At 66.5% G+C, this 13,450-nt stretch carries 15 protein-coding genes; 10 read left to right on the forward strand and 5 right to left on the reverse strand.

The features are described 5' to 3' along the window. Positions 1-8: 8 nt before the first annotated feature. Entirely contained in the window at positions 9-680 is a 672-nt protein-coding gene (locus KIH74_RS34890; RefSeq protein WP_214160727.1) for a TetR/AcrR family transcriptional regulator, read from the reverse strand. Positions 681-864: 184 nt separating this feature from the next. Between KIH74_RS34890 and KIH74_RS34895 the strand changes: the two genes are divergently transcribed. Together KIH74_RS34895 and KIH74_RS34900 are read left to right on the forward strand one after the other, a co-directional pair. Continuing rightward, complete coding sequence (locus tag KIH74_RS34895) at positions 865-1,983, forward strand: MFS transporter (protein ID WP_214160728.1); 1,119 nt, start codon at positions 865-867, stop codon at positions 1,981-1,983. Between the two features lie 126 nt (positions 1,984-2,109). Next, positions 2,110-2,898, forward strand: coding sequence for a Rossmann-fold NAD(P)-binding domain-containing protein (locus tag KIH74_RS34900; RefSeq protein ID WP_214160729.1), 789 nt, complete (start codon positions 2,110-2,112; stop codon positions 2,896-2,898). Here KIH74_RS34900 and KIH74_RS34905 read toward each other — a convergent pair. After that, positions 2,887-4,214, reverse strand: a protein-coding gene (locus tag KIH74_RS34905) for an IS3 family transposase (RefSeq protein ID WP_246573816.1) whose coding sequence is annotated in 2 segments (ribosomal slippage) — positions 2,887-3,923 and positions 3,923-4,214 — 1,329 coding nt in all. Because the reading frame shifts where the segments join, the coding sequence is not laid out codon by codon here. The genes KIH74_RS34900 and KIH74_RS34905 overlap by 12 nt on opposite strands. A 112-nt stretch (positions 4,215-4,326) precedes the next feature. Between KIH74_RS34905 and KIH74_RS34910 the strand changes: the two genes are divergently transcribed. Continuing rightward, positions 4,327-4,908 (forward strand): flavoprotein, encoded by a 582-nt coding sequence (locus tag KIH74_RS34910; RefSeq protein ID WP_214160731.1) that lies wholly within the window; start codon positions 4,327-4,329, stop codon positions 4,906-4,908. A 181-nt stretch (positions 4,909-5,089) separates the two neighbouring features. On the opposite strand, the gene KIH74_RS34915 is transcribed toward KIH74_RS34910, so the two are convergent. Continuing rightward, complete coding sequence (locus KIH74_RS34915; RefSeq protein WP_214160732.1) at positions 5,090-5,242, reverse strand: hypothetical protein; 153 nt, start codon at positions 5,240-5,242, stop codon at positions 5,090-5,092. Positions 5,243-5,435: 193 nt separating this feature from the next. Here KIH74_RS34915 and KIH74_RS34920 point away from each other — a divergent pair, with 193 nt between their 5' ends. Beyond that, on the forward strand, positions 5,436-6,386 hold the full coding sequence (locus KIH74_RS34920) for a phosphotransferase family protein (RefSeq protein ID WP_281431641.1): 951 nt from the start codon (positions 5,436-5,438) through the stop codon (positions 6,384-6,386). Positions 6,387-6,644: 258 nt separating this feature from the next. Here KIH74_RS34920 and KIH74_RS34925 read toward each other — a convergent pair whose 3' ends face one another. After that, complete coding sequence (locus KIH74_RS34925) at positions 6,645-6,854, reverse strand: DUF397 domain-containing protein (RefSeq protein ID WP_214160734.1); 210 nt, start codon at positions 6,852-6,854, stop codon at positions 6,645-6,647. Then, complete coding sequence (locus KIH74_RS34930) at positions 6,851-7,546, reverse strand: DUF5753 domain-containing protein (RefSeq protein ID WP_214160735.1); 696 nt, start codon at positions 7,544-7,546, stop codon at positions 6,851-6,853. The genes KIH74_RS34925 and KIH74_RS34930 overlap by 4 nt, the downstream gene beginning before the upstream one ends. Positions 7,547-8,464: 918 nt before the next feature. On the opposite strand from KIH74_RS34930, the gene KIH74_RS34935 reads away from it, so the two are divergent. The 6 genes from KIH74_RS34935 (at position 8,465) to KIH74_RS34960 (ending at position 13,361) form a co-directional block, all read left to right on the forward strand. Next, positions 8,465-8,851, forward strand: coding sequence for a DUF397 domain-containing protein (locus tag KIH74_RS34935; protein ID WP_214160736.1), 387 nt, complete (start codon positions 8,465-8,467; stop codon positions 8,849-8,851). A 288-nt stretch (positions 8,852-9,139) separates the two neighbouring features. Next, positions 9,140-10,003, forward strand: a complete 864-nt coding sequence (locus KIH74_RS34940) for a class I SAM-dependent methyltransferase (RefSeq protein WP_214160737.1) — start codon at positions 9,140-9,142, stop codon at positions 10,001-10,003. After that, the gene (locus KIH74_RS34945; protein ID WP_214160738.1) at positions 10,000-10,854 is read left to right on the forward strand and encodes a class I SAM-dependent methyltransferase; all 855 of its coding nucleotides are present in this window, start codon (positions 10,000-10,002) and stop codon (positions 10,852-10,854) included. Before KIH74_RS34940 ends, KIH74_RS34945 begins: the two co-directional genes overlap by 4 nt. Positions 10,855-10,868: 14 nt before the next feature. After that, entirely contained in the window at positions 10,869-11,822 is a 954-nt protein-coding gene (locus KIH74_RS34950) for a class I SAM-dependent methyltransferase (RefSeq protein ID WP_214160739.1), read from the forward strand. 104 nt (positions 11,823-11,926) lie between these two features. Next, positions 11,927-12,343, forward strand: a complete 417-nt coding sequence (locus KIH74_RS34955; protein WP_214160740.1) for a helix-turn-helix domain-containing protein — start codon at positions 11,927-11,929, stop codon at positions 12,341-12,343. A gap of 37 nt (positions 12,344-12,380) precedes the next feature. Then, entirely contained in the window at positions 12,381-13,361 is a 981-nt protein-coding gene (locus KIH74_RS34960; protein WP_214160741.1) for a methionyl-tRNA formyltransferase, read from the forward strand. Positions 13,362-13,450: the final 89 nt, after the last annotated feature.

The following is a 13,450-nucleotide window of genomic DNA, read 5'->3' on the forward strand; positions in this document are numbered from 1 at the left end:
CAGCGTCGTCAGCGGAGGCGGTCAGGCCGGGAGAGGATGCGGTGCAGTTCTTCTCCCCGCACGGACTCCAAAGGTAATGCGCGATGGCCAGAGTCAGCGCGGATTCCGTCAAGCGCCATCGCGAGATAGCGTCGCCAGAGTTCAGGAACGTCGGCCCGGTCGACCGCGTCGGCATTCTTGCGAAGGGTGAAAGCGATGCTGACGATGCCGATCTGCAGCAGGATCAGGTCACTTCCCGTCAGTTCCGGGCGCGCGACACCGTGCCGGGTCGCACGGTTCGCGACGGCGTCGACGAGGGGTGCGAGGCGGTCACGTTCCCAGTCGTGCTGCTCGGGGGTGATCCGGCGGCCTGAAAGGATCTGGGCCATCCCGCGGTCCCGCGCCTGGATCGCGAGCGACTGTTCCATGTAGCTGACCAGCCCGTGCCAGGGGTCGGGATCCTCGAGAGCTGCGTGGAGGATCGCTTCGAGCTCTGCCACCTGCTCGCTGAGTATCGCGTCGAACAAGACCTCCTTGTTCGCGAACCGGCGGTAAGCGGTACCCACCCCCACGCCCGCGCGGCGGGCGACATCATGCAACGTCGCGTCGAGCCCCTGTTCGGAGAAAACGTCCCGAGCGGCGGAGAGCAGCCGTTTCCGGTTGTCCTCCGCGTCGCGCCGCAGCGGTGGCGTTTGCGTCATGAGTGAACCCTACCATCAAGTGGACAAGGTGCGTCCATTTACTGTTAACCTAAGCGGACATCTCCTGTCCGATTCCTTGGAGCAGATTGCTGTGACCACTTCACGCACCGCCCCCAGTGCCTTGCCCCCGGCCGGGCCGGTTACCCCCGATAGACCCGCCTGGGGTGCCATCTGGGCAATCGCCGTGGTGATCGCCATGTTGAACGCCTCTGAACTGCTCCCCGCGAGTCTGCTCACCACGATGTCCGCGTCGTTGGATGTGTCCGAGGGGATCATCGGCCAGTCCGTCACCGCGACAGCAATTCTCGCGATCCTGAGCAGTTTGCTCATCGCGCCGCTCACCCGTCGCATCGACCGCCGCCCGCTGCTGCTGTTCCTCGGTGCCGCGTTGGTGATCTCCAACGCCGTCGTCGCGCTCGCTCCCGACGCTACCGTCCTCCTGGCCGCCCGCCTGGTGCTCGGCATCACCGTTGGTGGCGTGTGGGGCCTGGCCGCGTCCCTGACGCTGCGTCTGGTTCCCGCCGCAAGCGTGTCCCGGGCCCTGTCGATCGTGTTCGGTGGCGCCACCGTGGCGACCATCGCGGCAGCCCCGCTGGGCGCGTTCTTCGGCGAGGTCATTGGTTGGCGTGGCGTGTTCCTCGTCGTCGCCGCGCTGTCGGCCCTAGCGGTGCTATGGCAGGCATTCGCCCTACCCAAGATGCCGCCTCGCGAGGGAGCCGGTTCGGATGGCCTCATGGTCGCGCTTCGCCTGCCCTGGTTGGTCCCGGGCCTGCTGGGCGTGATGCTGTTCTGGGGCGGGGCGCAGAGCTTCAACACCTACATCCGCCCGTACCTGGAAACCGTCACGGGCCTGGACGCCGCAGGCGTTTCGGTCGTGCTGTTCCTCTTCGGGATCGCGAGCTTCATCGGCACGATCCTCGCCGCTCCACTTATGCAGTGGAACCTACGATCCGTCTTGCCAGCTGCCGCAGCGGGCCAGGCGATCCTGCTGGCGCTGCTGCTCGCCTTTGGGCAGTCCTGGGTCGCGGCCGCTGTCTTCATCGCCTCCTGGGGCCTATTCGTGGGGCTGGCGGGCGTGGGCTGGTCCACCTGGGTGACCCGCTCATACCCCGAGAACGCCGAGCGAGCGGGTGGTCTCCTGGTCGCCGCGATCCAGGGCTCGATGATGCTCGGCGCCCTTCTCGGCGGCGCCCTCATCGACAACGTTTCCCCCACCGCCCCGCTGACCGCTGGGATCGCGATCCTCGCCGCCGCAGCGATCTACGTCGGCGTCATCATGCGCGTCGCCCGCGACCGCGCGTAACCCTCATCAGCCATACACACGTAGGAGCATGTCACGTTCACCACAACCCGTTCATCGGCCGCCACGCGCTACCAGGGTCACATCCTCGGCACCGCCATCGTGGTGGGAGGGTCGCTGTCCGGCCTCATGAGCGCGCTCACCTTGGCACGCTCGGGCATGGCGGTCACCGTCCTCGAAAGACACTCCCCCGTCCCCGGCACCGGCGGCATCCTCGCAACCGACGAAGGACTCCTGAACAAGCTGACTGGATGGAATGCCCACGCCCCTGACACGGAGGCGACCGCATTGCTCACCGGCGGCTTCCACAGCTGGGGCGTCATCCACGACGCTCTCCGGAGCACCGCCGAGCGCGACGACCGCATCACGATCCATCATCACACCCGCGTCGCGGACGCGGGCCAGGATGAGAACCGCGCGTGGGTGGTCACAGACCAAGGTCAGCATTACGAAGCCGACATCGTCATCGGAGGCGACGGGCACCGCAGTGTCGTCCGACGCGCGGTCGCCCCTCATGCACCTGATGCCGATTTCGCCGGCTATGTCATCTGGATCGGCATGCCCCGCGAAAGCACCCTCCCCGCCCGCCTCCGGGGTGACCGGCGTATCGGTGAGGGCGCCTTCCTCAACAGCCCCAACGGTGTCTTGTTCGGTAACTACATGCCCGACGAGGAGAATCCGGCCGACCCTCAGATCGGATTCGGTTGGTACGACAACACCCACAATCGCTTTCTGCGCGACAACGGCAACGTGCACGGCAGCGTCGTGCACCACTCCGTCAGCCGACATGAGATACCCGACCACATCTGGGCAGAGCTTGCTCACCTCGCGAAGAAGGATTGGCCCTCTCCCTGGTCAGACGTCCTGCTGGCGGCCATTGTGAACCGCCCCGGAGTGTCCGGAGGCTCATACGGTTGACGGCAACAGCGTAGCCAAGACTGGATGTGTGCCGTAGTGGATCTGCTCAACTTCAACGGGCGTGAGGTCGCTGCAGGCGCTGTGCAGTCGCCGGTGGTTGTGCCAGTCGACCCATTCCAGGGTCGCCAGTTCGACGTCGTCCAGATCCTTCCAGGGGGCCTGCGGATGGATGAGTTCTGTCTTGTAGAGCCCAATCTCGCTCTCGGCCAGAGCGTTGTCGTAGGCGTCTCCGACGGTCCCGACTGAGGGCAGGATGTCGTGCTCGGCCAGGCGCTCGGTCATGGCCAGCGCAAGGTACTGAGACCCGGCGTCCGTGTGGTGCCGCAGCCCTGTCAGGTCGTCCACGCCCTGCCGGCCGCGGGTCCACATGGCCATCTCCAGGGCGTCCAGGACGAGCTCAACACGCTTGTTCGTGGATGCCCGCCAGCCCAGGATGCGGCGGGAGAACGCGTCGATCACCAGCGCCACGTAGACGGTCCCTGCCCACGTCGCTACGTACGTAAAGTCCGCTACCCACAACGAATCCGGTCGAGCTGGAGTGAACTGCCGATCGACCAGATCGGCCGGCCTCGGCGCGGCCGGATCGCTGATGGTGGTGCGGGGCTTCTTGCCGCCTCTGCGGGCGCCTTCGATGCTCATGAACCGCATCAGTCGTTCGACGGTGCACCGGGCGACCCGGATGCCTTCACGGTTGAGCTGCAGCCAGACCTTCTTGGCTCCGTAGACCTGGTAGTTCTTGGCCCAGACGCGATGAATCTCGTTGCACATCAGGGCATCACGCCACTCTGCATCGGACAGGTGGCCGTCCATGACGCGGGCGCGGTGCTCGTAGTAGGTGCTCGGGGCGATCGGCGTTCCGTACTCGGCCAGCACGGCGCAGATCGGTTCGACTCCCCAGTTCAGCTCCATCACGGCATCGGCCGGGCCGCCCTCGACGAGGGTGACCCGGCCAACGTGCTCGGCGATGAAACGGACTAGTACTTGCGTGGCCGGTCGAACTCGGCCGCAAAGAAACCCGCTGCTGCCTTGAGGATTTCGTTGGCTCGCTTCAGTTCTGCGTTCTCCCGGCGAAGGCGCTTGACCTCCGGTGACTCATCGACCGAGACCCCCTTCTTCCCGGCCTTCGAGTTCGCCTGGGCGGCCTCGGCCTCGCGGACCCACTTGCGCAGGGTCTCGCCCGAGCCGATGCCCAGCTTGCCGGCGATCGAGTTGATCGCGGCCCACTGCGACGAATACTCCTCGGACGACTCCTGCACCATGCGCACCGCACGTTCGCGAAGCTCGTCCGGATACTGCTTCTTGCGACGTTCCCCCATGGACTCATCCTCTCAAGAGAAGAGCCCTCCGGACATCCCGGGGCGGTTCACCATAGATCAGCGCATCTGTCTGAGCCGGTAGAACCGGCCTCACGAACGGAGAAGGGTCCGCATGCCCCTCGAAGGTCGCCCTGCCCTCTATCTCGTCGCCTGTGGAGGACGGCCCGCCGGATACCTCGAGCCCTTCATCCCCAAAATGCAGAAGGTCGGCTGGCACGTGTGCGTCATCGCGACCCCATCCGCACTGAAGTTCATGAACCGCGACGCGATCGAGGACCTGACCGGCCACAAGGTCCGCTACGACTACAAGCAGCCAGACGAACCCGATCCGCTGCCCCCAGCAGACGCTTTCGTCATCGCACCAGCAACTTTCAACACCATCAACAAGATGGCCTCAGGAGCCAGCGACACCCTGGCCCTCGGGCTGCTCAACGAGGCCATCGGTATGGGACGCCCCATCCTCGCCGTCCCGACCCCCAACATCGAACTCGCCAAGCACCCAGCATTCCGCGCGAGCGTTCAGGCCCTGCGCTCCTGGGGAGTGGGCCTCATGTTCGACCCTCAGAGGTGGCCACTCCCAGTGCCGAACATGGGAGCGCCGGCAGCCGAACTTTTCCCTTGGGCCGACTTGGAAGCTGCGGCAACCGAAATGCTCGACCGCATGGTTAGGACCCAAACCGGCGACAAAGGGTAGAGATTCAGAACTGTTGGTTTACCGACCTCTCCCTCCGGAAGGGTCCGCTGCTACCCCATGCTCCGCTCCCGGAGCAAGCGATTCTTTTCTTTCTAGCGCGATGACCACGAGCATGCCAATTAGCCAACGCTGGAACGTGTTACATCGCTAGCCGGACAGTCCCCTCACCCGGTCCCTCTGGCTACGGCTGCCCCTGGACGAGGCCATCAGCCGAGCTGAGTGGCGCCAGGGCCACCCGTACACCGCCGAGCAGCGCGCGTTCCTGCGGTTCGTTCACGACGCCTACATCGCGCTGGCCGAGACCTGCCCGGACCTGCACATCGTCGATGTCCAAGACCTGAATGCAGCCGACGCCCACGCGGCAGCGCTCAGCGTTCTTGGCTCCGAGCACGCTGCCCGGCGCTGACCCAATGATGGGGGCGAGAGCTGCGGCGCGAGTTCCCCCCAACTAACGGCAGCGGCCGTCCCCGGGCGCTACGGTCTCTGCCGGACACGCCGCCCTCCACGAAATCCGGAGCCGAAGGTTCATGACCGTTCCGCTCGTCGACGTCCCCACCGATCTACTCGCGGACCTTCGTCGCCAACGCCAGGATGCCTCAGGCGCGGACCTGACGTCGTTGGGACTGCGTCCCCTGACCGGAGGGATGCAGAACGACGTCTACCTGTGGACACGGGACCAGGCCGACGACGTGGTGATCAAGCTGTACATGAAGAAGGACCGGCGCCGGCTGGAGCGGGAGTGGTCCGCGCTGAACCTGCTCGCGGACCACGGGCTCGACACGGTCCCGGCCCCGCTGTGGCTGGACACGGCGGACGAGGAACCCGCGATCGGCATGACCCGGCTGCATGGTGAGCCGGTCCTCGACGCCGAGGACCAGCTTGGTGCTGTGCGTGAGCTGGCGTGGACCACGGCCCAGCTTCAGCAGGTCCCGTTGACCGGGCTCCTGGCCGAGCTGCCCCGCATCGACACCGGCGAGCACTACGTGCTGCGCCTGACCCAGGAATGGCCGCGGCTGCTCGCCTCCCAGCCCGGCGACCTGTTCACCCCCGCTATGCACCAGCTGCTCGCCCACTGGCGCGATAGCCCCGACGCCGAGCTCGTCGCGGCCGACGGCCTGGGCGGTCCGCGCGTGTTCTCGCGAGGGGACTCCAACCTGCTGAACTGGATGATCACGGACCAGGGCCGGGCAGCCTGTGTGGACTTCGAGTACGCCGGGTACAGCAGCGTCGCGTTCGACGCCGCAGACCACATCGAGCACATCTCAGCCCGTGCGGTCCCGGACCACATCTGGTCCGCTCTGCTGCCGGACCTCGGCATCACGCGGACCAACCGTGCCCAGTTCGCGGCGTCCCAGCGGATCTGCGCACTGCGCTGGCTCGCGGTCCTGTGGAAGCGTCGCGACACCCGACGGGAGGAGTTCGCGGTCCAGCTGGACCGCGTGCGCCTGTTGTACGGCAGCAGCAACCCGTACAACTGAACTCGAATTACCGGACCGGAGGAGGGAACCGATGCGCGTCGTGAGGACCACCGGACCTCGAGCCGGGAGCAGCAGCTCGAGGCCGAGGTAGCTGATGTGACCACAGCGCTGGGTGAATCGCCTCGGGGTGTCTGGAGACTCTCGAACATGATGCACAGTGCGGAACCGGAGCGGGATCGCGTACCGTTGGCGCACGCGCAGCAGGACGGCCCGGCTACTAGTCTTAGCCGGGCCGTCTGTTTGCAGGGCGAGCTGCTGTTAGTTCACGAGATGGTCGAACTCGCCGGCCTTGACTCCTTCGATGAAGGCGAGCGCTTCGGCCTCGGTGTAGCGCTGAACTGGGGCGTCAGGTCCGGCCTTGGTGTCGCGAAGCTCGATCATCCCAGCGTTTCTACGCAGCTGGAAGCACGAGCCATTGGGGTCACTGAAGGTCGATTTCTGCCATGGAGTGTTTTCTTGCGTTGTCATGCTGCAAGCTCCTTGATCGGGGCGAACTTGTTGATCGGGACTGACTTATCTCGAATGATCGACCACCTCTCCTCATGGTCGGCGATGGCATCGGATTCCTCAGTGCACTCGGCACCCTGGTACCCCTCCGAGTATGCGAAGGGGGGTTCTCCTTCTTCTTTTGGGAAGGTGAGCAGTTCAATCTCGCCACGACCTCCAGGATGAGCCCCGGCCGTCGATGACCACACCCTGATTTCGACGAGATCTGCTGTGTGTAGCGCAACAAGTTGCGAGAGCTGCTCCCTGTGGACCTCGGGCCCGCCGACCTGCAAGCGCAATGCGCCCTCGGTAATGACGACAACGATCCGGATTCCTCGATCGACGATGCCGTTCTGGCGCTTGGCCTGGAGCGCAACCTGTTTATCCGCGTTTGACTTGGTCAAGCCAGGTGCAACATCGAAGAGCGCCAGCTGATACTCAGGGATCTGTAGAATCCCAGGTATGAAGATCGGCGAAAATACGCGGATGGTCTCGGCGATTGGCTCCAATTCTAGCAGTGTGTCAAAACCTCTAGTGTATCCAAGCTTGCGGATGTACTTCTCATACCAGGAGGGGTTGACGCGACCATTCGCCCTTTCCGCCAGCTCGGACATGCGCTCGCTGAGATCGCTGGGAGCCCCAAGTCTTTTGCATACCCACTCCACCGTCGCCACCGTGGGTACAGCTTTCCGGAGTTTCCATCTGTTCCAGGTAGCTCGCTTAGGCAGTCCGTCTGCGGCCAACTGCTCATAAGTCTTGCCCGAACTCACCCGCAGTGCCTCAAGGTGGCGTGAAAGTGAGCGTCGGGCGCTACCCAGCCGACGCGCTGCTTCCTCGCGATCCTCTGCACTTAGTTCGGCCAACTTCGTTTCCGGCGATCGCAGCATTCCACGCTCCTGGCTGCCTTGGTCGGTCTCTCGGATCGAAACGTGCCGTGCAAGCTGTCCCGGGCCGTCTTCCAGCGCGCTGACGAGTCACTGGTGGTGCAGCGTCCCGCGCGAGACGTCTCGCAAGGAGACAGTGACACATCGGTCAGAGCGCGGGCAAGGTGTGTCCTACATCATCAGCGATCGGTCAACGGGAGGGACCCCGCGATGAGCGCACTACCTGGACGTTGTCGGCCGTGCGGCCTTGCTCGGCGCCTGTGCGGGGGTGTTCGTCGCCCCGCTCGCGTCTCCTCCAGGTTCTGGGGGCCATAGGCAGCTCAGCGCCCGATCTTGAGCAGTCGATGTCGGCTGACGAGGTAATGCTGCGCGCCGGGCGCTGAGCGCAAGACGGCGGCGGGTGTCCACGGGAGAACCTGGGCCCCCGCCGCCATCCAAAGCTATTGCTGGTGGCAAGGTTTAAAGAGGCTGATCAGGCGATCGACAGTCGATTGCTGAGCGCCCAGACGACTTGCTCTTGGTTCATGGGTCCGCAGTTCTCCATGTGCTGCTGGATCGGTACGGCACCTTGATCTGCCTGCCGCGGCCCCGCACCCCCTCAGGCGGGGCCGCGGCAGGCGCCACGAGCTACGGGTCCTCCGCGGGGGAGGACTCGTCCCTGATGAAGCGGCGCCATGGCGGTGTCGAGATGGTGAAAAGGAGAGACCGATGGCCGTTTTCGGTCAGTGGGTCACCAGCACGGCGTCCGCGCCGGACAATTTGTTGAGCGTACGTGTCCTCCACGAGATGGACGCGACCCTGGTCCGGGACAGCGGGGATCCGTTGCGGCCCGCATTGGCGTTGGCGTGCGAGACCTGGGACGTGTTCGTCGCGAGTGTGAAGGCCGGGTCGCTGGCGCCTTTTACGGTGCCGGTGGCGATTCAGCGGCACCGGGACGGGGTCACCCTGATCTGGAACATTCACGACCCTGAGGGGCCGGTCCTGGCGATCAGCGCCCCGGAGTGGGCGGCTTTCCTGACGGGTGTGTCCAGGGGTGAGTTCGATCGTGACGTTGCCGCGGCGAGTGCGGGAGGGCGAGAACCCTCGGTGGCATGAGCTTGCCGCTGGCAAGCCTGGCTGCCGATGAGGGCCGCTCATGCCCGGGTTGGGTTGGCTCGTTCCGGGATCAGAAGTGTTCGCAGGAGGCATGATTCGCCTGTGATCGCTGGTCCTTCAGCGTTGTCTGTGTATGTGTGGTGGAGCTGATCAGTCGCCGTCCTGGCTGTCTGGAACGTCCGGTGCATTGAGCGCTGCGCACGAAGTGCCGAAGGTGCTGCCTGCATGCCTGTCGCAGCTGGTCAAAACTTGACGGTTTTCAATTTCATGAGAGAAGAAAGAGTTTCGATGTTTGACCCCCTGGTGGAGGCTCGTCGGCATCGCGCTTCGAAGTTGACGCTGCGATTTCCGTTGCTGGCCGATGAGTTTGATGATGTCCGGTGTCTCGCGCCGGAGCAGGCGGCCTCGATCGTGAAGTGGGTGAGGCCGCCGACCGATGATACCGGTGAGGTGAGGGTGCTGCATCTGGGCTGCGGCACTGGGCGTGTGACGGGTGCGATGGCGCAGCTGCGCCCGGACTGGGATGTCACCGGCGTCGACCGCGAGGACACGTTGGTCGAGTGCGCGCAGGACAAGTTCCCGCCCGAGCGGTTCGCGAACATGCGGTTCGTGGTGGCCGATGCCCGCCAGTTCACCCGGGCTGGCCGGTGGCAGGTGATCGTCTGCGATGTTCTGCCGGCGCTGCCGCGGGTCGCGGAGTTGCGGGCGTTGACGGATGCGTTCGCCGCGTGTGCGGTCGAGGGTGCGACGCTGCTCCTGCGGGTGCCCCGGGTGCCGAACAGCACGCCCCACAGGAGCACACGGGAATTCTTGCTGCCGACACGGCAGAAGGTGCAGGTCACGACGGTGCGCACCGTACAGGGCGGCCGGTGGATGGGTGTGTGCCGGCGGTGGGTGCTGGAGCCCGGTGGTGTGTGCGTCGACCGGTACAAGGTCCGGATCCTCGACACCGCCCACACCATCCGCGTCCTTCAGCAGAGGGGGTTCGTGTTGGAGGCCGTGACGGCAGATCCGGACGGCGATGCGAACGTGCAGGTGTGGCGGCGGGTGGCCGACCCCCGCGAACCCCCGCCTGGCCCGGAGGAGACCGTTGCGGGCCACGGCCAGGAGCCCTGTCCAGTGATGGTATCGAGCGGGGGAGACCAGGCATGAAAACCGCGACGTATCAGCGGGACCTGGCCTTCTACCGGCATCCGGAACTGGTGCACGCGATGTTCGACGACCCGGCGTACGTGGGGCGGGTGCTGCGGCTCATCGGCGCCCAGGACGCGGGTCGCGTGAACGTGCTGGACGCCGGGTGCGGGGCCGGGGCCATGGTCGGCCGGATGGCCACGTTGCGCCAGACCTGGCGCTACACCGGCCTTGACCGCTCGGCGGGCCTGCTGGCGGATGCCGCCACCCGCTACCCGGAGATCGTCTTCGAGCAAGCAGACCTGACGGATCCGGCCGCGATGGCGCGCTATCGCGCCCAGGACGTCGTGACGTGTCTGGGGCACACGCTGTCGTACCAGCTGAGCGATGAGCACCTGGACGCCGCACTCGATGGCCTGGCCAGCTGTCTGAGACCCGGCGGGCTGCTGATCATCGACACCTTCCAGGCGGCCGTGGCCTCCCCGAGCCTGACCCACACGCTCGTCAGCCCCTGGGGGCCGGTGCGCCTGGAAACCACAGGCCAGGTGCGGGAGATCGGGTTCCTGGACGTGACGTGGACCTGGCAGATCCCGGGCCGGCGGGCGGTGCGTGAAACCTTCCGGCAGCGGGCCATCCCGGTCCCGGACCTGACCCACCGCCTGCACCAGCGGGGCCTGACCCTGATCGAATGCGACCACGAGCCGGGGGATCCGGACGAGCCCGATGGTTCCGCCGGCGCCAGCGACCCGAACAGTCCGAGCGTCCCGAGCAGCCCGAAAGCCTCAGGTGACCGGAGCGAGGCGGGCCAGGGAAGCGGCCGGGACGTCCGCGGTGACGTGAGCGCTCTGCTGGCCTTCCAGCTGGACGCGTGATGAGCGGACACCTGATGAGGATCAGACCCCGCGCCCGGTTCACGGCGCAGGCCATGCAGGCAGCGAACCTGCTGTACCGGCGTCCCGTGCTGGCCGACGAGATCGCCGGGCCCGCGAGCGCTCATGCCGCCGCGGTGAGCAGTCTGCTGCATCGTGATCGTGGCGTGGTGCTGGACCTGGGCTGCGGGACGGGGCGGATGCTGGGCGAGGTGGCGGGTCTGCGTCCGCGCTGGGACCTGTACGGCGTCGACTGGCAGCTTCACCTGATTCGCTACGCCGCCCAGGTCCGTCCCGGGCCGACCTACGAGCGACGCGACATCCGGCACGTGGACATCGGCCGCTACGCCGACGTGATCACCTGCATCGACGTCCTCAACGACATCCCGCCACGGGCTGTGAAAGACGTGCTGCGCACCATCGCGCGTCACAGCCGGCCCGGGACCCTGCTGCTCACCCAGCTCACCCCGCCTACCCGGCCGCTCGTCACCCGCACTCTTGCCACCCCGACACCCCTGAACCTGCTGCCCCGGAGGCAGGCCAGGGACGAGCCGGAGCACACGCAGCAGATCCACTCTGTCCTCGGCGAGCTCACGGTCACGACGCGCACCACCGTGTCCGGGGTGCGCAACAGTTGCGAAACCATCCATCGGTCATGGTTTTTCGAGGACGGATCCAGCGTGCAGGACACCTTCCGGCGCTGGCCGCTTCAGCCCGACGACCTCGCGGGCAGACTCGCCCGGCTCGGGTTCGCTCCCCACCACGGTCTCCAGCACGGCCACGGCAGTGCTGGAGATCTCCGGGTGCACGTGTTCACCGGTAAGTCCCCGGCCGCGGCCACCACCAGGATCCCGAGGGCGCGACGGCAGCACCAGGTGCACCTGTCCTACCGGTTCTCGGCCCTGAGCCGGAGCATGCCGGCCGTGATCCCTCACCACGACGTTCTCCAGATCGGAGCCATCACGTCATGAGCCACCGTGACAACCCGCGGCTGAACCCACCGCAGACCCCGAACCCCCGACCACTTCTGCGTCCAGCTGCCGGGCCGGCCTCTCGCACCGGCACGCCTCCGCAGATGCTGAAGCAGTTCTCCACGCTGGAGGCGGACACGCTCATCGTCGTCACCCATTGGAACGGCCAGCAGGCGGGCGCCTTGCGTCGGGCGCTGCACCTGCCGAGGGTGGCCTTCGCCGAGCTGCTGGGCGTAGCCGTGCGGACCGTCGCCAAGTGGGAGAGTCGAGGCGCCAGCCTCACTCCGACGCTGCTGCACCAGGCCGTCCTGGAAATGGCGTTGAAGAAGGCGACCGCTGAGCAGCGGGTGCGATTCCTTCTGCTGTGCAACGAGGTTGACGGGGTCATCCTGATCAGCCCGTCCTACGCCGAGGACCTCGCCACCACCCGAGCCGCACGTCGTCGCGGCGTCAGACGCCCTGGACAGCAGCCGGGCGCCGGTCCCGGGCGCAGCGCCGAGAACCGTTCTACCCGCCGTTGACGCGCCCGCAGACCCGTAACCGGGAGAGGACTCCTCCATGCCCAGCACGGACACCACCACCGTGACCAGTCCCACCACGCCCAGCCAGTGCAAGAAGACCTCACCCCGATCACGCGTCAGCCCGACTCCGCCCACCGGCCAACCCCGACGCCGCGGGCTGCGGATCGTGGTGGCCTCCTACGGGCGGGCGCAGCTCGACTTCGTCACCCAGGTGCTCACCGCCCACGGGCACACGGTGATCGCGCAGACGATGAGCCGCAGCATGCGCCCGAACTCGCCCCTGGACCCCGACATGGCCTCAGCCGTGAAGGACGTGGCCGGCACCTGCCCGGCCATCATCGACCTCATGCTCCCGGCCAGCGCGGAAGCCCTGAGTGAGGCGATGGCCGGCTACCGGCCCGACCTGCTCATCGTGTACGGGTTCAACTGGCGCCTGCCCGCGGCCACCCGCGACCTGCCCTACCTGGGCACGCTCAACATCCACGGCTCACTGCTACCGAGCTGGCGCGGTCCGGCACCCGTACCCCAGGCGATCCTGGCCGGCGAAACCGACCTGGGACTGAGCATCCACCGCATGAACGAGCACATCGACGCCGGCCCGGTCCTGGCCCAGAGCCGCGGGATCACCATTCCCTGGCGCGTGCTGCCCGCTGACGTCTGGCACGCCACACAGCCCGTCCTGGCTCGTCTCCTCCCTCACGCCCTGCACCAGCTGATCGACGGCGCACCAGGACAGGAACAGGACGAGGCGCAGGCCACGTGGGCTCCCATGCCCACGCTAAAAGACGACTGCTTCACGATCAGCACCTGGCACGCCCCCCGCGCAGAGCTGCACCGCCGCATCCGGCTCGCCGGATTCCTGAACCATGGCCTGGGACCCATCGTCGAACTGGACGGAAAACTGGTCCGCGCCACAGCATCCAGCCTCGACCCGGCCCCCGGGCCGGCCCAGGTCCAGTGCGCCGACGGCCCGCTGTGGCTGACCGACATCCAGCAGATCCCTGACCACCGGCAGTAGCGAGCGCGCGAACAAAGCCGAAATCCTGGCCGACCGACGACGCCCGGAGAACGAAAGCGGTGACGCGGACGAAGTCCGGGCTGACCGGG

Origin of the sequence: Kineosporia corallincola (assembly GCF_018499875.1) — a bacterium.
GTDB lineage: Bacteria > Actinomycetota > Actinomycetes > Actinomycetales > Kineosporiaceae > Kineosporia > Kineosporia corallincola.